The organism is Micromonospora sp. R311 (genome assembly GCF_056780015.1).
The window spans coordinates 168,863-189,768 of sequence record NZ_JBSWCE010000003.1; the positions used below are offsets into that span (position 1 = coordinate 168,863).

Sequence of the window (20,906 nt, forward strand, 5' to 3'; positions counted from 1 at the left end):
ACCAACAAGTAACCTACGGTGCCGTAACCTGTTGGCGTGACCACCTCCGCACCGCTTCGGCTCAAGCCGGTCGACATCGGTAAACCCCGGATGCGCGGCTGGCTGCACACCTACGCGTTCTTCGTCGCGCTCGTCTGCGGGATCGTGCTCTGCGCGATCGCCGCCACCCGGCCCGGCTGGGCGCCGCTGGCCAGTTGCCTCGTCTACAGCCTGACGGTGTGCGGCCTCTTCGGCACCAGCGCCCTCTACCACCGTCGGGTGTGGTCGGAGCGCGGCTACCAGATCATGCGCCGGCTGGACCATTCGATGATCTTCCTGTTCATCGCCGGCACCTACACGCCGTTCTGCGTGCTGCTGCTGGAATTCCGACCGGCCGTGGTCATGCTGTCGCTGGTCTGGGGTGGCGCGCTGGCCGGGGTGGCCCTCAAGCTGATCTGGCCGCACGCGCCCCGCTGGGTCTCCGCGCCGCTCTACCTGGCCCTCGGGTGGGTGTCGGTCGCGATGCTGCCGGACATCCTGCACGAGGGCGGCGTGGCCGCGCTGGTGCTGCTGAGCGTCGGCGGCGCCATCTACAGCGCCGGCGCCGTCTTCTACGCGCTACGCCGGCCCAACCCGTGGCCCACCGTCTTCGGTCACCACGAGTTCTTCCACGCCTGCACCCTGCTCGCCGCGATCTGCCACCACATCGCCATCTACTTCGCGCTCTTCGCCTAGCACTCCAGCCCTGGAGCGGGCCGCGGACGTGGGGCGGCCGCCGGAATGCTTCGTCGCTCGTGTGGAACAGGACGACTCTGGCGGTGGCCGCGGCAGCACCGAGCCAGATGGGTGACGGCGGTGACCCCTGGGGCGAGGCACCTCGTCACGGCGTCGGCACCTCGAACTGCCGACGCCGTGACGGAATGCCGACCTGGCGGATCCACCGCCGACGACACGGGCCCACCTGACGTGGGGCTTCTTCAGTCGTCGCGCCCGACACCGCGATCGGGTGCGCTCATGTCCCCCGTGCCGGGCGTCCCATCGGCGCGCCCGTAGCGCAGGTAGACGGTGCCCTTCGGACTGGCTACCGGCGGTTCGAGGAGTGTGACGTTCGTGGGCACCGCGCCACCGTCGAACACCTTCTTCCCGGCGCCGAGGACGATCGGGTGCACCCAGAGGTCGAGACGGTCGAAGAGCTTCTCGCGCAGGAGGGTCTGCACCAGGTTCAGGCTCCCGACGACCTTCACGTGCTCGTGCCGGTCCCGGATCTCGCGCACCGCGCCGGCCAGATCCGGGCCGAGCTGGGTGGACCCGGCCCACGAGAGGTCGGGCCTGCCGCGGGAGGCCACGTACTTCGGGACGCTGTTGAAGAGCGTGGCGATCTCGTTGTCCTCGCCGCTCTCCTGGTACGGCCAGTAGGCGGCGAAGATGTCGTACGTCCGCCGGCCGAGCAGGAGGGCGTCCGTGCCCTCGTACGCGGCACCGACCTGCGCCCCGGCGACCTCGTCCAGCAGGGGTGCCTGCCAGCCGCCGAACGGGAACCCCACCGGGTCCTCGTCGGGGCCGCCGGGCGCCTGCCCGACGAGGTCGAGGGTTGCGAACAGCTCGATGTGGATGAGGCCCATGCCCTGCTCCCGATGAGTTGGTTGTCTCGGTCGGGAGGTAGACCTGTGGGCAACGGCAAACTCATCGCTGTGACGCCACCCAACTTCGTACTGCCTCGCCCGCTGCATCGGCCGTGGTACCAGGCGGACGTGCGCCCGGGGGCCCCGCCAGGTCGCGGAGCCCCCGGACGAGGGGGTTGGCGCGGAGCCCGTCAGACCGTCCGGCCCGGCCGGCGCACCTCGCGGTACTCCTGCACGACCCGGTCGTCCTGCACCGGCACGACCCGCTCGGCCACCACCCGGTCATCCCGGGCGGGGGTGGCGGCCACGGTGCGCCGCCGCGAGTTCCAGAAGTAGAGGGTGACGAGCAGGCCGGCGACCCCGGCGAGCATCAGCACCCAGCCGACGACGCTCAGGTCGAGCCAGCCCAGATCCGCCTGCACGGCGAACGCGAAGATCGCACCCAGTGCGATCAGGAAGATGCTGCCACCAATGCCCATTTCGTCGCCTCCTCGGCTGTAGCTGGCGTTTCCCTCCGCCGCGGCCATCGGTGAGGTTGCGGCATCCATCGACTTACCCCGGCGCTGTGATCGCCAATCGGGCAAGCTGTGGACATGACGGACGCGCACGCCGAGGAACGGACGCTGGTGCTGCTCCGGCACTCGAAGGCCGAGCCGCCCGACGAGGACGGACCGGACGTCAACCGCCCGTTGTCCGCACGCGGGCAGGCCGACGCCGCCGCGGCCGGCGCCTGGCTGGCCCGGCACGGCCTGCTGCCGGACGTGGTGATCTGCTCGGCCGCCCGGCGCACCCGGCAGACCTGGCACCAGGTGGCGATGGGCATGACCGGCAGCCCACCGGAGGGCGGTCCGGCCGGCCCCGCCCCCGCGGTCCACTACGAGGCCGACGCCTACGAGGCGCAGCCGGAGGACCTGCTGGCCCTGGTACGACGGGTCGACCCGGCCGCCCGGACGGTGCTGCTGGTCGCCCACAACCCGGGCGTCTCGCTCTTCTCCGCGCTGCTCGACCCGGAGCGGGCGGACCAGGACGGGCTGCGCACCACCGACCTGGTGGTGCACCGGGCCGGCGCGCCGTGGGCGGAGCTGGGCCGGGGTTCGGCCGCGATCACCGACCGGCACACCGCCCGGGGCTGAGCCGGCCGACGCCGGCGGCGGGGCGACTACGCCGACGCGTGCCCGAGCCGGTGCGTGGACGTGGACGAGCCACCCGCCCGGTGCTCGGCGGGTGGCTCGGGGCCGCTGGTGGCGGCGTTCAGGAGGGTTGCCGTCAGGTGTCTGCCGGCCGGCTCAGGAGGGCGGCGCGGTCGGCGGCGGCGGATCGGGTGGCGGCGGCATCATCGCGGTCGGGTGCGACAGCCGGTTCTCCTCCACGATCAGCGTCCGCGCCCGCTTGCGGCGGTCCTGCCAGAACCAGAGCGTGGTGAGCAGTACGGCCAGCCCGGCCAGGATGAACACCCAGCCGACCGCGCGCAGGTCGAGCCACCAGACGTTGGCTCTGATGGCGAAGGTCAGGATCGCACCGACGGCGATCAGGAAGATCCCGCTACCAATGCCCATGTGCGCTGCACTCCCCCGTGCGGTGGCTTCTGGGCGTGCTCTGACGTGGTCCCGCGACGGATACCCGCCACGCCGACGGGCTACCCGGCCGGCACCCCCGAATCCGCCGACGTTCCACCTGCGCGCGGCCCGCGTGGTACGGACGATCGCGGGGCGATCCGGACACTCCGGCACGCCCCACCGAGCCCTGAGACACGCCGACGGCCGGCGGGGGGTGCCCGCCGGCCGTCGATGCCGGGTTCAGTGCCGGGTCGAGCCCGCCGCGCCGGGGCGCGGTACGGCGTGCCTCAGAAGGCCGCCTCCGGGAGGTCCATGATGTCGAGGTCGGCGCCCTCGATGATCCGCCGGTCGGCGCCGATGCGGGGCAGCACCTCGCGGGCGAAGAACCGGGCGGCGGCCACCTTGCCGGTGTAGAACGCCTTGTCGGCCGCGGACACCTCGCCGTTCAGCGCCCGCAGCGCCACGTCGGCCTGCCGCTGGAGCAGCCAGCCGACCACCAGGTCGCCGATCGCCAGCAGGAACCGGCGGCTGCTCAGGCCGACCCTGTAGAGGGCCCGGGTGTCGCCGCCCTGCGCCTCGCCCAGCCAGCCGGTCATCACGCCGAGGATGTTCTGGATCTCGGCGAGCGCCTTGCCCAGCGCCTGCCGCTCCTCCTTGAGCTGGCCGTTGCCGCCCTCGGTGGTGATGAACTCCTGGATCTCGCCGGCCACCGCCATCAGGGCCTTGCCGTTGTCCCGGACGATCTTCCGGAAGATCAGGTCCAGGCTCTGGATGGCGGTGGTGCCCTCGTAGAGAGTGTCGATCTTGGCGTCCCGGACGTACTGCTCCAGCGGGTAGTCCTGGAGGAAGCCGGAGCCGCCGAAGGTCTGCAGCGACTCGTGGCCGAGCAGCTCGTACGCCCGCTCCGAACCGACGCCCTTGACCAGCGGCAGCAGCAGGTCGTTGACGCGCTTGGCCAGCTTCGTGGCCTTCTCGTCGCCGGCCGCCTCGGCGATGGCGACCTTGTCCTGCCAGGAGGCGGTGTAGCAGACCAGCGCGCGCAGGCCCTCGGCGTACGACTTCTGCAGCAGCAGCGAGCGGCGCACGTCCGGGTGGTGGGTGATGGTCACCCGCGGCGCGGTCTTGTCGGCCTGCTGGACGAGGTCGGCGCCCTGCACCCGGTTCTTGGCGTACTCGAGGGCGTTCAGGTAGCCGGTGGAGAGCGTGGCGATCGCCTTGGTGCCCACCATCATCCGGGCGTACTCGATGATCATGAACATCTGCCGGATGCCGTCGTGCTTCTCACCCAGCAGCCAGCCCTTGGCCGGCACGCCGTGCTCGCCGAAGGTCATCTCGCAGGTGTTCGAGACCTTCAGGCCCATCTTGTGCTCGACGTTGGTGGCGAAGACGCCGTTGCGCTCGCCCAGCTCGCCGGTGTTCTCGTCGAAGTGGTACTTCGGCACCACGAAGAGCGACAGACCCTTGGTGCCCGGGCCGCCCACGCCCTCGACGCCGACCGGACGGGCCAGCACGTAGTGCACGATGTTGTCGGTCAGGTCGTGCTCACCGGAGGTGATGAAGCGCTTCACGCCCTCGATGTGCCACGAGCCGTCCGGCTGCGGGATGGCCCGGGTGCGACCGGCGCCCACGTCCGAGCCGGCGTCCGGCTCGGTGAGCACCATCGTGGAGCCCCACTGCTTGTCGATGAAGAGCTTGGCCCACTTCTTCTGCTGCTCGGTGCCCTCGACGTGCAGCACGTGCGCGAAGGACGGGCCGGAGGCGTACATCCAGACCGGGGCGTTCGAGCCGAGGACCAGTTCGGCGAGCGCCCACCACAGGGCCCGCGGGGCGTTGGTGCCGTCCAGCTCCGGCGGGAGGTCGAGCCGCCAGAACTCGGACTCCATGAAGGCCCGGTACGACTTCTTGAACGACTCCGGCAGCGGCGCGGTGTGCGTGGCCGGGTCGAAGACCGGCGGGTTGCGGTCGCTGTCCGTGTAGCTGGCGGCCAGGTCCTCGCGGGCGAGGCGATCGACCTCGGCGAGGAAGCTGCGCGCGGTGTCGATGTCGAGATCCGAGTACGGCTCCTGGCCGAACGCCCGGTCCGCTCCGAAGACCTCGAAGAGGTTGAACTCGAGGTCCCGAAGGTTGCTCTTGTAGTGGGTCATGCTCGCTGGCCCCGCTTCCGGACAGGTGTTACCGATCAGTAACCCCGACTCTATTACTCGCGGGTAGGGACGACAACCCGCTTCCGGAAGTGACAGCGATTACACACTTCCGGTTCAGCTGTGGGTCACGTCCCCGCAGCGGGGCCCCGGGCGGCCTTCGCTCAGCCCTCGGCCGCGCCGACCTCCCAGCTCGGCACGGCCGCGTCCGGGCCGCCCCGGGAGCCGGTGTACTCCATCAGCACCAGGGCGATGTCGTCGTCGAGCCGGCCGTGCACCCACTCCACCAGCGCCGTCTCCAGCGAGGCCAGCCCGTCGGCGACCGTGCCGTGGCCGAGCAGCCGCCAGGCCCGGTCGGCGGTCGGGAAGAACTCCCCGTCCCGGCGGGCCTCGCCGAGCCCGTCGGTGAAGAGCAGCAGCCGGTCGCCCGGTTCCAGCCGCTCCACCCGGGGCCGGACCACCGGCATGAAGCCCAGCGGCGGGGCCGGAGCCGGCGGTTCGAGCGGGATCACCGCGCCGCGCCGCAGCAGCAGGGGCGGGGGGTGGCCGCAGTTGACGATGGTGAGCGTCCCGCCCCGCTCCTCGACCAGCGCCGCGGTGACGAAGTCCTCGTCGCCGACGCTGCGGGCCACCGCCCGGTCCAGGTCGGCCACGATGGCGCGCAGGTCGGCCCGTTCGTACGCCACGTGCCGGTAGGAGCCCAGCACGATGCTGGCCAGCCGGACCGCCTCCAGCCCCTTGCCCCGCACGTCGCCGATGATCATCCGCACCCCGTACGGGGTGTCGATCGCCTCGTACAGGTCGCCGCCGATCTCGGCCGTCGCCGTAGAGGAGATGTAGCGGCCGGCCACCGAGAGCGTGCCGACCTGCGGGCCGAGCGGGCGCAGCACCGCCTGCTGGGCCACCGCCGCCAGCTTGGACAGCTCGGCGATCTGCTCGGCCTGCCGCTGCCGTACCGCGGCCACCGCCGCCGCGATGCCGGTGCCCAGCGCGATGCCGACCACCGCGACCGTGGTGGCGAGCGAGACGGTCTGCTCGGCCAGCGCGAAGCTGGCCCCGAGCACCGTCGCGGCGGCGCCCACGCCGAGCACCACCCGCCAGGACGCCAGCGCCGCGGCGAGGAACGGGGCCGCCACCATCAGCGCGATGTAGTTCGCCGCGCGGCCGTCCGCCAGCTCCACCGCGGAGACGATCGCGAGCAGGACGAGGGCCGCGCCGAGGCCGGCGCGGGATCCGGGGCTCAGCGGGCCGCGGCCCGACTGGAAGGGATGCGTGCGTACGAAGGACAGCATGCCTGATGGACGTGAACGGGTGAATGAAGCTGGCCCGTCGACTGAGGAGGTTCTGACCGCCCGGATCGCGTCGTCGGGCCGATCGCCGTCCGGCACTGGCTCAGCCGAGCACCTCGTAGCGCACGTCCACGTGCCCGAGGTCGGGCGAGGCGATCTCGGCGAACGCGGCCCGGGACAGGTCCAGGCAGCGTCCCTCGATGAACGGGCCGCGGTCGTTGATGCGTACGGTCACGGATTTGCCGTTGTCCGGGTTGGTCACCCGGACCCGGGTGTTGAACGGCAGCGTCTTGTGCGCGGCGGTCAGCGCGTCCGGGTCGAAGTTCTCGCCGTTGGCGGTGAGCTGGCCCTCGGAATAGAACGAGGCGCCGCACGAGCCGCTGTCCACGACCTTGGACGTGGTGGTCTTCTTCGCCGTCGCGGTGGGCTTCGGGCTTGCGGTGCGGGGCTTGCTGCGGGACGGCGCCTGCGGGGACCGGGTGGCCGTGGGGCTCGCGGTCACGCTGGGCGACGGGCTGGCGCTCGGCGAGGTGGGGGCGGCGCTGGTCGGCGAGGCGACCGGCGGGACGTCGACGGCGACCGGCCGCGCCGGCTCCGCACCGGCGGTGAGCCGCACGGCGCCCACGGTGCCACCGACGGCGAGCGCGACGGCGAGCCCGGCGGTGGCCGCGAGACCGGCCGGCGAGGAGAACCTGCGGGTACGGGAGTGCCTACCAGCCACCGGACCGGTCCTTTCCTGATCTGAACAAACCGGCTCGGACCGTAACGAGAGAAGCACTTCCGAAGTCAACGTGATCATTGTGGTATGCCCGTAATTGCGGTGATACGTGTAGCCGATCATCCGACCCGAGGTGGGCCGCCCGGCCCGGTCACCGGCCGCCCGCACGACGTCGCACCGATCCCGGAGGATGGGTGCCATGCCCGCTGAGCTGAGCGAACGTCTGGTCGAGCTGTTCCGGTGGATCGATCCCGGCCCCGGCGCCAGCCACCTGGTCAGCGACGTCTCCGGCTGGTGGCGGGATCCGCAGCTGCTCGCCCGGCTGGGCCCGGCCCTGGTGGAGCCGTTCCGGGCCGCCCGGCCCACGGTGGTCGTCTCGCCCGCGGTCACCGGCTTCCTGCTCGGTCCGCTGGCCGCGACCGCCCTCGGGGTCGGTTTCGTGCCGGCGCACAAGCCGGGCGACGGCCGCCTGCCGGCCGGGCCGCTGACCTGGGCGCAGAGCCCTCCGGACTTCCGCGGCCGGCGGGTGGACCTGGCCGTCCGGGACCGCGCCCTCGACCGGGACGACCGGGTGCTGGTGGTGGACGACTGGGTGGCCACCGGGGCGCAGGTGCGCGCGCTCTACGAGATCTGCGCCGCGCGGGGCGCCCGACCGGTCGGCACCGCCACCGTGGTGCTCGACTGCGCCCCCGAGGTCGCCGCCGAACTGGGGATCCGGGGCCTGGTGACCGCCGACGCGCTGCACGCCTGACCGGCGCCGCGCGGTCCGGGCGCGCCGGCTCAGCTCAGCGCACGAACTTCTCGACGGCGGTGCAGACCTGACCGAGCGCCTCGGCCGAGCGGGCCAGCGGGCCCGGCACCATCAGCGCGTGGTCGGCCTCCTCGATCTCCACCAGGTGGGGGGTGAGCCGGCGGGCGACCGAGCCGTCCCAGGAGGGGTCGGCGGTGCCTCCGACCAGCAGGAACGGTGCGGTGGCGCGGCGCAGCGCGTCGACCACCTCGGGCACGTGCAGCAGCGGCGTGAGCCAGACGGCGGGCAGTCCTCGATCGGCGGCGAGCGGCGCGGCCAGCGTGCCGAGTGACTTGCCGACCAACAGGTCCATCCGCCCGGTGAGGGTCGGGGCGACCTGCCCGGACACCCAGCCGACCGCCGGGTCCGCCCCGTTCCGCTCGGGGCCGAACCGCTCCGGCACCTGCCAGGAGACGGCGTGCAGGGCGAAGCCGGCGCGGCGCAGCGCCTCGCCCAGGTAGAGGAAGAGCGGGAACCGCGTGTCGTAGCCTCTGCCGGGGATGAGCACCGCTCGCCGGTCCGCCATGTGCCGCCTCCTGATCGTCGATCCGCCCACCGTAGCGCCGGACGGTCCGTTCGTGGGCGGCAAATGTAGCGACCCCGGACCGGCCCGGGCGTAGCCTCGGCAGGATGTGGCCTCGGATCGGTGGACTGCGCACGCTCGCCCTCGGCACTCCCGGGGAACTGCGGACGAAACTGAACACGCTGGTGCTGGCCGGGGTGAAGACGGCGACCGCCGGCCTGCTCACCGAGTACGCCGAGGAGGGCGAGGAACTGGAGCACGTGGGCGAGCGACTGGTGCTCGTCGACGACCAGGACGCGCTGGCCGGTGTGGTCGAGGTGACCGGCGTCGAGGTGGTCCGCTTCGCCGAGGTGCCCTGGGACTTCGCCCGCTCCGAAGGGGAGGGTGACCGCTCGATCGAGGAGTGGCGGGCCGGCCACGCGGCCTACTGGGCGCGCGTCGGCACCCCCGTCACCGACGACACCCAGGTCGTCTGCATCCGCTTCCGGCTGGTCTCCGGCGGCGAGGGTGGCGTCGCCACCGGAGACCTCGGTCCGTAGCCGCCGGGCCGCCGCCGACCGGGCGGGCGGGAACGGTCAGGCCCGGCGCAGCTCGGGCAGCAGCCGGGTGGCCACGTCCACCAGCACGTCCTCGTCGCCGGCGTACCAACTGCTGGCCCGGGGCCAGTGGGTGACCACGTCGGTGAAGCCGAGCGCGGCGGCGCGGCCGACCTGGTCGGCGAAGAACTGGGCGCTGCGCAGCGAGAAGACCGGTGCCGAGTCGAGCGAGAGGTAGCGGTCCAGGGTGGCCGGGTCGCGGCCGGTCGCGGCCAGCGTCTTGTCCAGCCGGGCGCAGACCTCGGTGACCCCGTCCCACCAGCTGTCCAGGTCGTCGCCGCCGGTGCCGGTGGTGACCCAGCCCTGACCGAACCGGGCCACCAGCTTCATCGAGCGGGGCCCGTTCGCCGCCACCACGAACGGCACCCGGGGCGTCTGCACGCAGCCGGGGTTGTTCCGGGCGTCGACCGCGGCGAACCAGTCGCCGCGCCAGGTCGTCCCGTCCTCGCGGAGCACCAGGTCGAGCAGTTCGGTGAACTCGCCGAACCGGTCCACCCGCTGGCGCGGCGGCAGCGTCTCCCCGCCGAGCACGGTGGCGTCGAAGCCGATGCCGCCCGCGCCGAGGCCGAGCAGCAGCCGGCCGTTGGAGACGTCGTCGAGCGCGGTCACCTGCCGGGCGAACGCGGCCGGGTGCCGGAAGTTGGGCGAGGCGACCAGCGTGCCGAGCCGGATCCGGGAGGTCACCGTCGCGGCGGCGGTCAGCGTGGTCACCGAGTCGAACCACGGCCCGTCGACCAGGTCCCGCCAGCCCAGGTGGTCGTACGTCCAGGCGTGGTCGAAGCCCCACTCGTCCGCCCGCCGCCAGCGGCGCTGCGACTCGGACCAGCGCTGGTCGGGAAGGATCACGATGCCAATCCGCATGATCAGCAGCCTAACCGGCACGGGCCGGTCGGCCGCGACGACCGGCCCGGCGGCTCCCGGCCGTGCCGCGAGCCGACCGGGGACTTCGAACGGCTGGGCACCGACTTCGACGCCACCGGGCGGGTGACGGTCGGCCGGCTGATGTCGCAGCCCGCCCTGGTGGACCACCGCCTGGATGGCCGCGCACCGGCGCTGCCGGTCGGCAGCGGCCCGCGCCACCGGCCGGGCCGACCGGGTGCGCTGACGCGGTCGCGGAGCGGCTCACGCGGAGAGTTCGGCGGCGCGGTCCAGCAGGGCGCGCCGTTCGGCATCCGCCCGGCACATCGTGGCGGCCCGCCGGAACAGCGCGGCGGCCCGCCCCCGGTCGCCGTCGCGGGCGGTCAGCTCGGCCTCGGCCGCCACGGCCGGCGGATAGCCGTCCAGCGCCCCGCCGGCGCGGGCCGCGGCCAGCAGCGCCAGCCCGACCGCCGGGCCGTCCGCGAAACCGTGCGCGACCGCGCGGTTCAGCTCGATCACCGGGGACGGCTGGATCCGGGCGAGTTCGTCGTACGCCCGGGCGATGGCCGGCCAGTCGGTGGCCGCGGCGGACGCGGCGGTGGCGTGGCACGCGGCGATCCGGGCCTGCAGGGCGTACGGGCCGGCCGGGCGCACCCGCGCCAGGATGTCGACGCCCTCGGCGATCGCGGCGTGGTCCCAGCGCGCCCGGTCCTGCCGGTCCAGGGTGAGCAGGTTGCCGTCGGGGTCGCGCCGGGCGTGCCGGCGGGAGTGTTGGAGCAGGAAGAGCGCGAGCAGCGCGGCGACCTCGGACTGGTCGGGCATGAGCCGGTCGAGCAGGCGGGCCAGCCGGATCGCCTCGTCGGCGAACGCGGGTTCGCCGTCGGCGTCGTAGCCGCGGGTGAAGAGCAGGTAGAGCACGGCGAGCACGCCGGGGAGCCGCTCGGCGAGCATCGGTCCGGTCGGCACCCGGTAGGGGATGCCGGCGGTGGCGATCCTGGTCTTCGCCCGGGTCAGGCGCCGGGTCATCGTCGACTCGCCGACCAGCAGGGCGCGCGCGATGTCGGCGGTCGGCACGCCGCAGACGACGCGCAGCGTCAGCGCCACCCGCGCCTGGAGCGAGAGCGCCGGATGGCAGCAGGTGAAGACGAGGCGCAGCCGGTCGTCCACGACCTCCTTCGTCTCCGGGCGCTCGACGTCGGGCAGCGTGAGCACCGCCAGGTCGCGCAGCTTGTGGCGTTCGACGGAGGCACGGCGCAGCACGTCGAGCGCGCGGCGGCGGGCCACCGTCATCAGCCAGCCGCCCGGGTTGGCCGGCACCCCGTCGCCCGGCCACCGTTCGAGGGCGAGCGCGAGCGCCTCCTGCGCGCAGTCCTCGGCCAGCGTCCAGTCCCCGGTCACCCGGATCAGCGCGGCGACGATCCGGGCGTACGAGTCGGCGCAGGCGGCCGCGACGGCGCCCGCCGTCGCGGCCGTCGGGGCGTCAGTCACCCGGGCGGTCGGCCAGGTCGGCGAACGGGCGCAACTCGATCCGACCCGCCCGGGCCATCGGGTGGGTACGCGCCACCTCGATCGCCTCGTCCAGGTCGGCGCACTCCAGCAGGTCGAAGCCCACGATCACCTCCTTGGTCTCGGCGAACGGGCCGTCCGACACCAGCAGCTCGCCGTTGCGGACCCGGACCGTGGTGGCGGCCGAGGTCTCGGCCAGCACATCGCCGGTCAGCCGTCGGCCGCGCGCGTCGTTCTCGGCCACCCACTCCTCGATGTCGGGCCAGTTCTGCTGGTCGGTGTCCGGCTCGGTGTCGCTGCAGACGAACATCATGTACTTCATCTCGGCACTCCCTGGTTCGTGATCTCACCAGGGTGACGAACGGGCGGCCCCGTTCCGGACAGGCCGACCAAGATTTTTTCCGGCGACCGCCGACGGCGTCCGGGGGTCGCCTGGCGGCGACGCCGGCGGATGGGGCAAGCTGGGTGGGAACGCGACTGGCGGCACGGGGATGGCACCAACCATCGGGGAGCTCGCCGTGGGAGTCGACCGCCTGGGCACCCACGTTGGGGGAGCCATGCCCATCGCACCCGACACCGTCGCAACGCCGCACACCGCCCGGCTGCTCTCCGGGCGGCCGCTGGCCGACAAGGTCTTCGCCGAGGTGGCCGACCGGGTGTCCCGCCTCCGCCGGGCGGGCGTCGTACCGGCGCTCGCGACCGTGCTGGTCGGCGACGACGACGCCAGCGCCGGCTACATCCGGATCAAGCAGCGCCAGGCGGCGGAACTCGACTTCGACTCGCCGCACACCCACCTGCCGGCCGACGCCACCCAGGAGGACCTGCACCGGGTGATCGCCGGCTACAACGCCGACCCGGGGGTGCACGGGCTGCTCGTGCAGTATCCGGTCCCCGCCCACCTGGACTACGACCGGGCGTTGCAGACCGTCGACCCGGACAAGGACGTCGACGGGATGCACCCACTCAACATCGGACGCCTGGCGCTCGGGCTGCCCGGCCCGCTGCCCTGCACGCCGGCCGGCATCGAGGCGCTGCTGGCCCACTACGAGATTCCGGTCGCGGGGCGCGAGGTGGTCATCCTCGGCCGCGGCGCGACCCTCGGCCGGCCGCTGTCGATCATGCTGGCGCAGAAGCGGCCCACGGCCAACGCCGCCGTCACCGTCGTCCACACCGGGGTGCCGGACTGGTCCCGCTACACCCGGCGGGCCGACATCCTGGTCGCGGCCGCCGGCGTACCCGGGATCATCCAGCCGGAGCACGTCAAGCCGGGCGCGGTGGTGGTCGGGGCCGGCGTCCGGTACGAGGGCCGCCGGCTGCTGCCCGACGTGGACGAGTCGTGCGCCGAGGTGGCCAGCGCGATCACGCCCCGGGTCGGCGGGGTCGGCCCGACCACCGTGGCCATGCTCTTCCGCAACGCCGTCGACGCCGCCGAGCGGCTGAGCGGGCGCGGCTGACCCGAGCAACCGGCACGGCCGCCCGCCTGTGTTCGGGTGGGCGGCCGTGGGACGGTGACGAAGGCTCATACCTGAAGGCACTACCGTCCGGTCCGGCGCCACATCCTGTCGTCCTTCCGTGCGGTGTGATCCATGCCGATGTGTGGGTATGGCCAGTGTCATGGCAGATCGACCTCGGCTGACCTTGGCCGCCACCGTGCTGGACTCGCCCGACGCCCGGGAGCTCGCCGCGTTCTACGAACGCCTGCTCGGCTGGTCGCGCCACGACGACGAGCCGGACTGGGTCACGCTGCGCGCACCGGACGACGGCGCCGGCCTGTCGTTCCAGACCGAGCCGAACTATGTACGGCCGGTCTGGCCGGCCGGTCCGCAGGATCCGCCGATGATGGTCCACCTCGACATCGAGGTCGACGACCTCGACGCGGCCTCGGCGCATGCGGTCGCCGCAGGCGCCACCGTGGCGGACTTCCAGCCCCAGGACGACGTGCGGGTGCACCTCGACCCGGCCGGCCACCCGTTCTGCCTGTTCATCTGAGTTCGGATCGTCGGGCTCGGCCGAGGACCCGTTGGCCTGGAGGTGGTCACCCACCGGGTCGTAGCCGATCTCGCCGGTGCAGCAGACGGCGACGGTGACCAGCGGTGCCAGGGCTGCCCAGCGCGCGGATCCCCCGCCGGAGTCCGGGCGGTGGCGGCCACCAGCGGGATCCCGGCCGCCCGCAGCGCCTGACACGCCGCCAGGGTCGCCTCGCTCACTGTGCCGTCAGGCCGAAAGACCGGACGGGGACAAGGTGAAGCGGACCGCGCGGCGGGTGGCCCCGCCGGCGGATCAGTTTGATGATGCCCTCGAACGCGAGCAGCAGGCCGAGACCGATGGCGAGGCCGAACGGGAGTTCTCGACGAACCGCTTCGCCGCCAAACAGCTCAGCCCCACGTGCGGCCCAGGCCAGGACCGCGAAGCCGTCGCCGATCACTGCCCCAGGGCTCGCCATTCGGAAGCAAGGACCGCCCAGAGCTGCTTGTCGTGGCGCACGCCCTCGTACGGCCATGCCTCGCGGCGCACGCCCTCCAGCGTCATGCCGAGCCGCTTGGCCACCGCTGAGCTGCGGTCGTTGTCGGCCCGGCAATGCCACTCGGCCCGGTGCAGCCCCCGGGACGCAAAGGCCCAGTCCAACAACGCGCCACACGCCTGCGTGACCAGACCGTGGCCCTCGGCGGACGGCTCCAGCCAGCAACCGATCTCACACGAGCCGACAGCGGCATTGAAATCGGTGAACATCACACCGCCGACCAACACTCCATCCCGCCAGATGCCATACAGGCGGGCACCGTCGCCGGCCTGGCGTTGGGCGTACCGCTTGAGCGTGGCCCGCGCCCCTTCCACATCGTCGGTGACGAACGCGGCACCGACCCAGGGACGAATGTGGTCGCGGGCCCGGTCCAGATGTTCGGCGAACTCCTCGACATGCCAGACCTCTAGCGGCCCAAGGCGAGCACCGTCGCGCAGCGGCAGCGAGAACATGAGAGCCTCCCATTCGCATAACAATTGTTACGGGAATGTACCGTGGCAGCATGCCACGCACCAAGGGAGATCACGAGGCCCGCCGACGCGATGTCTCGGAAGCGGTCTGGCAGGTCATGGCCACCCGCGGCTTCGCCGGCCTGACGTTGCGCGCCGTCGCCGCCGAACTCGGCGCGACCACCGGCCTGCTGACGCACTACTTCCCCACCAAACACGCCCTGGTGGAGTACGCCCTCGACCTGCTCGAACAGCGCACCATCTCCCGCCCCCGCCGACACACGGGCGAAGGTCTGGCCGCCCTCAGGGACGCACTGCTGGACATCCTGCCACTGACCCCCGAGACCACCCACATCAACCGCATCTGGGTCTCCTCCTGGGACACCGCGCTCTCCGACCCCAACCTCAGCACCGACTACGCCCGCAAGTACGCGAGAGGTCGCGAAAGACTGACCGAGCGGGTGGCCGCGGCCCAGGATCTCGGCGAACTGCCCCCGGGCAACCCCGCCAGCATCGCGGCTGGCGCGCAGTCCTTCCTTCTCGGCCTGGTGGTCCAGGCCCTGTTCGACCCGGCGGCGTTCCCGCCGCAGCGGCAAGTCGAGCTCCTGGACGACTACCTGGCCACCCTGACCGCCGCGCACTGATCCAACGACGAGCACGCGGGCTGGCGTTTCTCCTCGATGCCCGCACTGCTCACCGGCGCCGTCGACGAGTCCTGAGCTGGGGCCTCACGTTGGAGCGGGTGACGGGAATCGAACCCGCACTGCCAGCTTGGGAGTTGGACAAGATCGGATCGTCGTGCTGGGTAGCCGCTGGTCGGTCCGGTCCTGGATGGCCTGGCTTGGCCCCTGGTGGCACCCGTTTGTGGCCCCGTGGATGGCCTGGCACCTGCGACTGGACTTGGGGCTCAGCGACGGTTACCGGATCGACGGACCGCCCAGACCCCGCCAACGATCGCCGCAGCGGTCGGCAAGAGGCAGCAGAGCGTCAGGACGAACAGGTGCCACGGCTTGACAGCTCCCATGGCCCAGAGGATAGGCGCCGCCTCCCAACACCGCGTCCCTGCGGGCCTCAGTTTGGAAGAGCGTGATCAACCGACCGCGATGTCCGAAACGCCTGCGGCCGGCGGCTCACCCGGCTGCTTCTCGTGCCCGCTCGTGACCGGCTACGCGCCCCGGTTACTGGCCCACGGATGGCCCGTGACGGCCCCGGCACCCCCAGCACGGCGACCGCTGTCGCTGTGCTGGAGGTGCCGGGGCACGTAGCGTTGCGGGGCGCGTCGTTGTGCGGTTGCCTACCAGTCAGGCAACTCAAGATCGAAGACGTCTGAACCCACGCCCGAGCGCGCGCTCCATTCGGCCCTCTGGTCGTTGTCACTGCTGCCGGTCAGGGTCTTGGTCGGTCCGTCGTCGCCCGCCACAACCAGCGGCCAGGCGGGCGTTCCGCGCCGGCCGTCCTCGCCACTGAACGAGAAGGGCGCGGTAAAGGTCCATTGCCGACCCCGGGAATCAGTTACCTGCGCGCCGTCGTCCAACATGGCAAACGGTCGGTAGACGAGTTCACCGTCGAGGTTCCACTCCGATGCAGGATCGAAGAACAGGCCGTAGTCCGCGAACTCCGAGGTGGGCGGTTGCCCGGTTCTCCAGGCAACCCAGCCCTTTCCAGACGCCTTGTATTCGTTCTTCGCGATCTCGAGGATGTAGACCTCGGTTTCGGGGACGAAGACATGCGCCTGATCACCGGCGTAAAGCGTTTCCAGGTCCTCACGAAAGCGCTGCAGAGTATGGCCCCAGTCCCCCGAGTCGATCCCGTGGCCCGATCGTGCTGGTTCGGCGTCCGACTGGAACACCACCATGTGCTTGCGTCGCTCCTTTATCCGCACAGGCCAGTCGTCGGCGTGAAGTCTCCAGATGTCGCCTGGACGGCCTGCGTCAATCGGTATTGCCACGATGACCTCCGTTGCCGCGGCCGCGTGCCGCAAGTCATGCAACCGCAGGCCGCCAGTCTGCTCTCACCCCATGGATTCACCACGCCGTCCGGGCGGCCGATCTGGCGCGGCAATCTCAACAAGGTCATCGACCCAGGCCGCCATGACCTACCAGCACGCCACCTCGGAGGCGGATCGGGCCATCGCCCAGGCGGTGAGCGACGCGGTGAAGGCCGAGCGCAAGAAGGCGGGCAAGAAGCCGGCGGCCGGCTCCTCGGACAAGGCCAAGGGCAAGGGCAAGAAGGCGGGCAAGAAGCGTGGCTAGTGGCCCGTGGATGGCCCGTTCGGAGCTGCCGACCCCAGCAACGTCGAAGGCCCTGGGCGGAACTTTCGTCCTGACCAGGGCCTTCCGATCGGAGCGGGTGACGGGAATCGAACCCGCACTGTCAGCTTGGGAAGCTGATGTTCTGCCATTGAACTACACCCGCAAGCGGGACCACTGTACCTGAGTCACCGCCCCGGCGCACCCAGGTACCCCCTCCGCCCGACCACCCTGGCAACGCACCTTCCCGGGGATTCAAGATCGCCGCGAAACACCGCAGCCACCCGAGGGCAACACTCCGCGCACCCGACGCCGGCGCCCAGCCGCGTTGCCAGGAAAAAGTTTCCCTCCGGCAACATATGGTCGTTCTCAAATTTGTCGATCGGTTGTAACCTCTCCCCCACGTTCTCAGCCACGGCGTGACACACCCCCTGTCATGCCGCCAGAAAGAGGTGGGCCCATGGGACTTCGTCCCGACCTGCTGACCCGGCGTACCGCCGGTGTCGCGTCGACGACCCTCGCGCTGCTGCTCAGCACCGCCGCGGTGGGCGTCGTACCGGCCGCTTCGGCCTTCTCCGCCGCCCCCGGTGAGGTGTGCGTCGAGCCGGCCGACGTCCACGCGGACGCCCGGATCAAGGCGGGCGGCGCGGCGAAGCACGAACCGAACGAGCTGACCCTCGCGGAGACCCGCGAGCGGGAGGCCGATCTGGCCGCCGCGCTCCGCGAGCGCGCCCGGTTCCGCACCGGCGCCGGGGCGACCACCCTGGCCACCGTCACCATCCCGGTCGTGGTGCACGTGATCCAGCGGGACAGCACCCGGGCCGGCGGCAACATCCCGGACTCGATGATCACCTCGCAGATCACCGTGCTGAACCAGTCCTACAGCGGAGCGACCGGAGGCGCGGCCACCGCGTTCAGCTTCCAACTGCAGAAGATCAACCGGGTGACCAACCCGGCGTGGTACCCGATCGTGCAGGGCTCGTCGGCGGAGCGGTCGATGAAGACCTCGCTGCGGGAGGGCGGCAAGAACACGCTCAACGTGTACCTGGGCGAACTGAGCGACGACCTGCTCGGCTGGGCGACCTTCCCGCAGCGGAAGCTGAGCAGCATGGACGGCGTGGTCGCGCTGAGCGAGTCGCTGCCGGGTGGCACCGCCGCCAACTACAACCAGGGCGACACCGGCACCCACGAGGTCGGCCACTGGCTGAACCTCTACCACACCTTCCAGGGCGGCTGCTCGGGCACGGGTGACGGCGTCAGCGACACCGCTGCCGAGGCCTCACCGGCCTTCCAGTGCCCGACCGGGCGGGACACCTGCACGGCCCCGGGCGTGGACCCGATCACCAACTTCATGGACTACACCTACGACTCGTGCATGTACCAGTTCACCGCTGGCCAGGCGAGCCGGATGCTGACCGCGTGGAACGCGTACCGCGCGGCCTGATCTGACGTACCACCCACCGGTGCCGGCTCCGAACGACGGAGCCGGCACCGGTGTCTTCGTGGCTCAGGCGGCCTCGCGGTGGGCGTCGTGGGCGGGCCGGCGCGCGCGCGACGCGGGCTCGGCGTCCCGGGCGTCGGGCACCGCCGGGTCGAGCCAGACCTGGACGGCGGGCCGGCCGTGCCCGTTGCCGGGGCCGCCCACGGCGCCCGGGTCGCGGCGGGCGAGCATGGCCACGTCGACGGTGAACTCGAACAGCCGCCAGTCGACGTGCGTGGCGGCCCGGAAGCTGCGGGCCAACCGGGCGACCCGGGCCGGGTCGGTGACCGGCCGGGCGTGCCCGGCGACGTAGGCCTCGTCGTCGCTCTCCTCGGGCGGGAAGGAGTGCAGCGCGTAGCGCCCGTCGCGCTCCAGGTCGCGTCGTTTGGGTGAGTCGACCACGAAGCAGAACAGGCCCTCGTCGGTGATCACCGGGGAGACCGGGTGCACCCGGGGCCCGCCGTCGGCGCGGACCGTGGCCAGGTAGCCGAAGCCCGGCCCGTACTGCTGCATGAGAAGGCGGATCCCGTCGGCGAGTCGGGGCTCGTCAGCGGCGAATTCGGACCAGGAAGCCATGCGGACATTCTATCGAACACGTGTACGAACACCTAGTCCGACACGCAGGTCACCCGGGACGCTTCGCTATGGTGTTCCGATGCTGCTCTCCGACCGCGACCTGGTCACCGAGATCAAGGCGGGCACCCTCGCGCTGGAGCCGTTCGAGCCCACGCTGGTGCAGCCGTCCAGCATCGACGTACGCCTGGACAAGCTGTTCCGCGTCTTCAACAACCACCTCTACACGCACATCGACCCGGCCCGGCAGCAGGACGAGCTGACCTCGGTGGTCGAGGTGCCCGACGGCGAGCCGTTCGTGCTGCACCCGGGCGAGTTCGTGCTCGCCTCGACGCTCGAGGTGATCTCGCTCGGCGACCAGCTCGCCGGGCGGCTGGAGGGCAAGTCCAGCCTGGGCCGGCTCGGCCTGCTCACCCACTCCACCGCCGGCTTCATCGACCCCGGCTTCTCCGGCCACGTCACGCTGGAGCTGTCCAACGTGGCCAACCTGCCGATCACCCTCTGGCCGGGCATGAAGATCGGCCAGCTCTGCATCTTCCGGCTCTCGTCGCCGGCCGAGCACCCGTACGGCTCGGCCGTCTACGGCTCCCGCTACCAGGGGCAGCGCGGCCCGACGCCGAGCCGCTCCTGGCAGCAGTGGCGCACCTGGCCGACCCGCTGACCCGCGCGCAAAGGGGCCCGCTCCGGCGTCGGAGCGGGCCCCTTTCCGTGGTACGCGGTCGTCAGTCCGGCCGGCCGAAGCTGTGGATCGGGCCGTCGTCGAGGCGCTTCATCTTGATCGGCACCCCGGCGCGGGAGGCGTGCACCACCCAGCCCCCGCCGACGTACATCCCGACGTGGTGCAGGTCGGCGTAGTAGAAGACCAGGTCACCCGGGCGCAGCTCGCTCCGGCTGACCGTGGCGGTGACACCGCGCTGCTGCGCGGCGTTGTGCGGCAGCGAGACCCCGGCCTTCGCCCAGGCGGCCAGCATCAGCCCGGAGCAGTCGTACGAGTTCGGGCCCTCGGCGCCCCAGACGTAGGGCTTGCCGATCTGGGCGCAGGCGAACTTGACCGCCACCCCGGCCGCGCCGCCCGGGTAGCCGGCCGGGCACGGCGCGGGGCGCAGCGGTCCGCCGCCGCCGTTGCCGTACACCCGCAGCCGCAGCTTCTGCAGCCGGTCGATCTCGGCGTTGATCTCCTTCTTCTTCGCCGCCAGCTGGGCCTCGGCCCGGGCGAGCTGGGCGATCATCTCGTCCAGCGGCGCCTTCTTGGCGGCCAGCTGGTCGCGCAGGTCGGCGACCTGCCGCACGTCCCGCTGCTGGCGCTCGGCGAACCGGTCGAGCAGTTCGAGCTGCCCGACCACCTCGCCCGGCGAGCTGCTGCCCAGCACGGCGTTGATGGTGAGCACGTTCTCGCCCTTGTAGGCGCGGACGGCCAGCGCGCTGACCTTCTGCATCGCCGCGTCGACCTGTGCCTGGAGGGGTTTGATCTGGGCGGCCAGGGCGTCGGCCTGCTTCCGCTTGGCGGCCAGGTCCTGGCGGGTGGCGTTGTGCCGTTCGATGATCGGTTCGAGCTTGTTCCAGTCCTCGTCGATCTGGCGCTCGATCTCGGCGACGGTGGGTTCGGCGTGGGCCGCCGTGGCGCCGCCGGTCAGGACGACGGCGAAGCCGACCAGGGCGGCGAGTGCGGTGGTGAAGCGGGACCAGCGTGGGCGCGGCGCAGCCGTCGTCGGGTCGGCGGACGCCGACCGTGCCGACGGTGGCCGCGGGGCATGGTGTGCCACCGGGCTCCGTACTCCTTCTTCCTGTACCGCCTACCGGGTTAGCTGACGGGTTCGGGCGGGAAGGGGTCGCCCTACCGCAGTGACTGCGGATTCACCCCGGGTTACCTGGTTCCCCGGTTCGCTCGCGAGCGATTCGGCGGTGCCGGACCGTTACCGCCCGGGTTGGACGGAGCTGTTGTCGGGCCGACGAATGACCAGAGTAGAGACGCTCGTTATCAATCCGCAACCCGTGTCGCCGTGACACTCCGTACCTGGCGGGATCGACGACCCTCGTGGGGACGGCTCGAAGGTTT

General features: G+C 72.0%; 25 protein-coding genes, 1 tRNA gene and 2 riboswitches. Of the genes, 10 read left to right on the forward strand and 16 right to left on the reverse strand.

Annotated elements, in window-relative coordinates; translation table 11 throughout:
* The first annotated feature begins 36 nt into the window (after nucleotides 1-36).
* Nucleotides 37-714: a PAQR family membrane homeostasis protein TrhA gene (gene trhA, locus AC1WTP_RS03600; RefSeq protein WP_481647801.1), complete on the forward strand. Its 678-nt coding sequence runs from the start codon at nucleotides 37-39 to the stop codon at nucleotides 712-714.
* Nucleotides 715-956: 242 nt separating this feature from the next.
* Here the strand turns inward: trhA and AC1WTP_RS03605 are convergent, their stop codons facing one another.
* Nucleotides 957-1,601 (reverse strand): dihydrofolate reductase family protein, encoded by a 645-nt coding sequence (locus AC1WTP_RS03605; RefSeq protein WP_481647802.1) that lies wholly within the window; start codon nucleotides 1,599-1,601, stop codon nucleotides 957-959.
* Between the two features lie 191 nt (nucleotides 1,602-1,792).
* The gene (locus AC1WTP_RS03610) at nucleotides 1,793-2,080 is read right to left on the reverse strand and encodes a DUF6458 family protein (protein WP_481647803.1); all 288 of its coding nucleotides are present in this window, start codon (nucleotides 2,078-2,080) and stop codon (nucleotides 1,793-1,795) included.
* 114 nt (nucleotides 2,081-2,194) lie between these two features.
* Here AC1WTP_RS03610 and AC1WTP_RS03615 point away from each other — a divergent pair, with 114 nt between their 5' ends.
* Complete coding sequence (locus AC1WTP_RS03615; RefSeq protein WP_481647804.1) at nucleotides 2,195-2,734, forward strand: SixA phosphatase family protein; 540 nt, start codon at nucleotides 2,195-2,197, stop codon at nucleotides 2,732-2,734.
* A 153-nt stretch (nucleotides 2,735-2,887) separates the two neighbouring features.
* On the opposite strand, the gene AC1WTP_RS03620 is transcribed toward AC1WTP_RS03615, so the two are convergent.
* From AC1WTP_RS03620 to AC1WTP_RS03635, 4 genes are all read right to left on the reverse strand, one after another.
* Entirely contained in the window at nucleotides 2,888-3,157 is a 270-nt protein-coding gene (locus AC1WTP_RS03620; RefSeq protein ID WP_155329506.1) for a DUF6458 family protein, read from the reverse strand.
* A gap of 287 nt (nucleotides 3,158-3,444) precedes the next feature.
* Nucleotides 3,445-5,301, reverse strand: a complete 1,857-nt coding sequence (locus tag AC1WTP_RS03625; RefSeq protein WP_481647805.1) for an acyl-CoA dehydrogenase — start codon at nucleotides 5,299-5,301, stop codon at nucleotides 3,445-3,447.
* A gap of 161 nt (nucleotides 5,302-5,462) precedes the next feature.
* A complete protein-coding gene (locus tag AC1WTP_RS03630; protein WP_447134978.1) occupies nucleotides 5,463-6,590 on the reverse strand; it encodes a PP2C family protein-serine/threonine phosphatase in 1,128 nt (375 codons plus the stop codon).
* A gap of 100 nt (nucleotides 6,591-6,690) precedes the next feature.
* Nucleotides 6,691-7,308: a septal ring lytic transglycosylase RlpA family protein gene (locus AC1WTP_RS03635; RefSeq protein WP_481647806.1), complete on the reverse strand. Its 618-nt coding sequence runs from the start codon at nucleotides 7,306-7,308 to the stop codon at nucleotides 6,691-6,693.
* A 196-nt stretch (nucleotides 7,309-7,504) separates the two neighbouring features.
* On the opposite strand from AC1WTP_RS03635, the gene AC1WTP_RS03640 reads away from it, so the two are divergent.
* Complete coding sequence (locus tag AC1WTP_RS03640) at nucleotides 7,505-8,056, forward strand: phosphoribosyltransferase family protein (protein ID WP_481647807.1); 552 nt, start codon at nucleotides 7,505-7,507, stop codon at nucleotides 8,054-8,056.
* Between the two features lie 34 nt (nucleotides 8,057-8,090).
* Here AC1WTP_RS03640 and AC1WTP_RS03645 read toward each other — a convergent pair whose 3' ends face one another.
* A complete protein-coding gene (locus AC1WTP_RS03645) occupies nucleotides 8,091-8,621 on the reverse strand; it encodes an alpha/beta fold hydrolase (RefSeq protein WP_481647808.1) in 531 nt (176 codons plus the stop codon).
* Nucleotides 8,622-8,725: 104 nt separating this feature from the next.
* Between AC1WTP_RS03645 and AC1WTP_RS03650 the strand changes: the two genes are divergently transcribed.
* A complete protein-coding gene (locus tag AC1WTP_RS03650; protein WP_481647809.1) occupies nucleotides 8,726-9,157 on the forward strand; it encodes an ASCH domain-containing protein in 432 nt (143 codons plus the stop codon).
* Nucleotides 9,158-9,193: 36 nt separating this feature from the next.
* Here AC1WTP_RS03650 and AC1WTP_RS03655 read toward each other — a convergent pair whose 3' ends face one another.
* The 3 genes from AC1WTP_RS03655 to AC1WTP_RS03665 form a co-directional block, all read right to left on the reverse strand.
* Nucleotides 9,194-10,081: an LLM class flavin-dependent oxidoreductase gene (locus AC1WTP_RS03655; protein WP_481647891.1), complete on the reverse strand. Its 888-nt coding sequence runs from the start codon at nucleotides 10,079-10,081 to the stop codon at nucleotides 9,194-9,196.
* Nucleotides 10,082-10,336: 255 nt separating this feature from the next.
* Complete coding sequence (locus AC1WTP_RS03660) at nucleotides 10,337-11,560, reverse strand: RNA polymerase sigma factor (RefSeq protein WP_481647810.1); 1,224 nt, start codon at nucleotides 11,558-11,560, stop codon at nucleotides 10,337-10,339.
* Nucleotides 11,553-11,891, reverse strand: coding sequence for a YciI family protein (locus tag AC1WTP_RS03665; RefSeq protein WP_481647892.1), 339 nt, complete (start codon nucleotides 11,889-11,891; stop codon nucleotides 11,553-11,555). The genes AC1WTP_RS03660 and AC1WTP_RS03665 overlap by 8 nt, the downstream gene beginning before the upstream one ends.
* A gap of 150 nt (nucleotides 11,892-12,041) precedes the next feature.
* Nucleotides 12,042-12,124, forward strand: a riboswitch (ZMP/ZTP riboswitch).
* Between the two features lie 11 nt (nucleotides 12,125-12,135).
* Between AC1WTP_RS03665 and AC1WTP_RS03670 the strand changes: the two genes are divergently transcribed.
* Nucleotides 12,136-13,032, forward strand: a complete 897-nt coding sequence (locus AC1WTP_RS03670) for a bifunctional 5,10-methylenetetrahydrofolate dehydrogenase/5,10-methenyltetrahydrofolate cyclohydrolase (RefSeq protein WP_481647811.1) — start codon at nucleotides 12,136-12,138, stop codon at nucleotides 13,030-13,032.
* A gap of 160 nt (nucleotides 13,033-13,192) precedes the next feature.
* Nucleotides 13,193-13,567, forward strand: coding sequence for a VOC family protein (locus tag AC1WTP_RS03675; protein ID WP_481647812.1), 375 nt, complete (start codon nucleotides 13,193-13,195; stop codon nucleotides 13,565-13,567).
* A 214-nt stretch (nucleotides 13,568-13,781) separates the two neighbouring features.
* Here the strand turns inward: AC1WTP_RS03675 and AC1WTP_RS03680 are convergent, their stop codons facing one another.
* On the reverse strand, nucleotides 13,782-14,003 hold the full coding sequence (locus AC1WTP_RS03680) for a hypothetical protein (protein ID WP_481647813.1): 222 nt from the start codon (nucleotides 14,001-14,003) through the stop codon (nucleotides 13,782-13,784).
* Entirely contained in the window at nucleotides 14,000-14,551 is a 552-nt protein-coding gene (locus AC1WTP_RS03685) for a GNAT family N-acetyltransferase (protein WP_481647814.1), read from the reverse strand. The genes AC1WTP_RS03680 and AC1WTP_RS03685 overlap by 4 nt, the downstream gene beginning before the upstream one ends.
* Nucleotides 14,552-14,601: 50 nt before the next feature.
* Between AC1WTP_RS03685 and AC1WTP_RS03690 the strand changes: the two genes are divergently transcribed.
* Nucleotides 14,602-15,192, forward strand: coding sequence for a TetR/AcrR family transcriptional regulator (locus AC1WTP_RS03690; protein ID WP_481647815.1), 591 nt, complete (start codon nucleotides 14,602-14,604; stop codon nucleotides 15,190-15,192).
* 650 nt (nucleotides 15,193-15,842) lie between these two features.
* Here AC1WTP_RS03690 and AC1WTP_RS03695 read toward each other — a convergent pair.
* Complete coding sequence (locus AC1WTP_RS03695) at nucleotides 15,843-16,403, reverse strand: hypothetical protein (protein ID WP_481647816.1); 561 nt, start codon at nucleotides 16,401-16,403, stop codon at nucleotides 15,843-15,845.
* A 235-nt stretch (nucleotides 16,404-16,638) separates the two neighbouring features.
* Here AC1WTP_RS03695 and AC1WTP_RS03700 point away from each other — a divergent pair, with 235 nt between their 5' ends.
* Nucleotides 16,639-16,800 carry a hypothetical protein gene (locus tag AC1WTP_RS03700; RefSeq protein WP_481647817.1) on the forward strand — a complete coding sequence of 54 codons (162 nt, stop codon included), beginning with the start codon at nucleotides 16,639-16,641 and terminating at the stop codon, nucleotides 16,798-16,800.
* Between the two features lie 92 nt (nucleotides 16,801-16,892).
* On the opposite strand, the gene AC1WTP_RS03705 is transcribed toward AC1WTP_RS03700, so the two are convergent.
* Nucleotides 16,893-16,963, reverse strand: a tRNA-Gly gene (locus AC1WTP_RS03705).
* Nucleotides 16,964-17,257: 294 nt separating this feature from the next.
* Here AC1WTP_RS03705 and AC1WTP_RS03710 point away from each other — a divergent pair.
* Entirely contained in the window at nucleotides 17,258-18,241 is a 984-nt protein-coding gene (locus AC1WTP_RS03710; RefSeq protein WP_481647818.1) for a zinc metalloprotease, read from the forward strand.
* Nucleotides 18,242-18,304: 63 nt separating this feature from the next.
* On the opposite strand, the gene AC1WTP_RS03715 is transcribed toward AC1WTP_RS03710, so the two are convergent.
* Nucleotides 18,305-18,853: a pyridoxamine 5'-phosphate oxidase family protein gene (locus AC1WTP_RS03715; protein WP_481647819.1), complete on the reverse strand. Its 549-nt coding sequence runs from the start codon at nucleotides 18,851-18,853 to the stop codon at nucleotides 18,305-18,307.
* 79 nt (nucleotides 18,854-18,932) lie between these two features.
* On the opposite strand from AC1WTP_RS03715, the gene dcd reads away from it, so the two are divergent.
* Complete coding sequence (dcd, locus tag AC1WTP_RS03720) at nucleotides 18,933-19,511, forward strand: dCTP deaminase (RefSeq protein ID WP_481647820.1); 579 nt, start codon at nucleotides 18,933-18,935, stop codon at nucleotides 19,509-19,511.
* Between the two features lie 61 nt (nucleotides 19,512-19,572).
* On the opposite strand, the gene AC1WTP_RS03725 is transcribed toward dcd, so the two are convergent.
* Entirely contained in the window at nucleotides 19,573-20,613 is a 1,041-nt protein-coding gene (locus tag AC1WTP_RS03725; protein WP_481647821.1) for a C40 family peptidase, read from the reverse strand.
* A 12-nt stretch (nucleotides 20,614-20,625) separates the two neighbouring features.
* Nucleotides 20,626-20,762: riboswitch (cyclic di-AMP (ydaO/yuaA leader) on the reverse strand.
* Between the last annotated feature and the right edge of the window lie 144 nt (nucleotides 20,763-20,906).

Coding starts and splice junctions, on each gene's coding strand:
- AC1WTP_RS03710 (WP_481647818.1), top strand. CDS start 17,258: ATGGGACTTCGTCCCGACCTGCTGACCCGGCGTACCGCCGGTGTCGCG.
- AC1WTP_RS03645 (WP_481647808.1), bottom strand. CDS start 8,621: ATGGCGGACCGGCGAGCGGTGCTCATCCCCGGCAGAGGCTACGACACG.
- AC1WTP_RS03615 (WP_481647804.1), top strand. CDS start 2,195: ATGACGGACGCGCACGCCGAGGAACGGACGCTGGTGCTGCTCCGGCAC.
- AC1WTP_RS03695 (WP_481647816.1), bottom strand. CDS start 16,403: ATGGTGGTGTTCCAGTCGGACGCCGAACCAGCACGATCGGGCCACGGG.
- AC1WTP_RS03715 (WP_481647819.1), bottom strand. CDS start 18,853: ATGGCTTCCTGGTCCGAATTCGCCGCTGACGAGCCCCGACTCGCCGAC.
- AC1WTP_RS03700 (WP_481647817.1), top strand. CDS start 16,639: ATGACCTACCAGCACGCCACCTCGGAGGCGGATCGGGCCATCGCCCAG.
- AC1WTP_RS03690 (WP_481647815.1), top strand. CDS start 14,602: ATGCCACGCACCAAGGGAGATCACGAGGCCCGCCGACGCGATGTCTCG.
- AC1WTP_RS03605 (WP_481647802.1), bottom strand. CDS start 1,601: ATGGGCCTCATCCACATCGAGCTGTTCGCAACCCTCGACCTCGTCGGG.
- AC1WTP_RS03685 (WP_481647814.1), bottom strand. CDS start 14,551: ATGTTCTCGCTGCCGCTGCGCGACGGTGCTCGCCTTGGGCCGCTAGAG.
- AC1WTP_RS03620 (WP_155329506.1), bottom strand. CDS start 3,157: ATGGGCATTGGTAGCGGGATCTTCCTGATCGCCGTCGGTGCGATCCTG.
- AC1WTP_RS03630 (WP_447134978.1), bottom strand. CDS start 6,590: ATGCTGTCCTTCGTACGCACGCATCCCTTCCAGTCGGGCCGCGGCCCG.
- AC1WTP_RS03675 (WP_481647812.1), top strand. CDS start 13,193: ATGGCAGATCGACCTCGGCTGACCTTGGCCGCCACCGTGCTGGACTCG.
- dcd (WP_481647820.1), top strand. CDS start 18,933: ATGCTGCTCTCCGACCGCGACCTGGTCACCGAGATCAAGGCGGGCACC.
- AC1WTP_RS03625 (WP_481647805.1), bottom strand. CDS start 5,301: ATGACCCACTACAAGAGCAACCTTCGGGACCTCGAGTTCAACCTCTTC.
- AC1WTP_RS03665 (WP_481647892.1), bottom strand. CDS start 11,891: ATGATGTTCGTCTGCAGCGACACCGAGCCGGACACCGACCAGCAGAAC.
- AC1WTP_RS03610 (WP_481647803.1), bottom strand. CDS start 2,080: ATGGGCATTGGTGGCAGCATCTTCCTGATCGCACTGGGTGCGATCTTC.
- AC1WTP_RS03640 (WP_481647807.1), top strand. CDS start 7,505: ATGCCCGCTGAGCTGAGCGAACGTCTGGTCGAGCTGTTCCGGTGGATC.
- AC1WTP_RS03670 (WP_481647811.1), top strand. CDS start 12,136: ATGCCCATCGCACCCGACACCGTCGCAACGCCGCACACCGCCCGGCTG.
- AC1WTP_RS03650 (WP_481647809.1), top strand. CDS start 8,726: ATGTGGCCTCGGATCGGTGGACTGCGCACGCTCGCCCTCGGCACTCCC.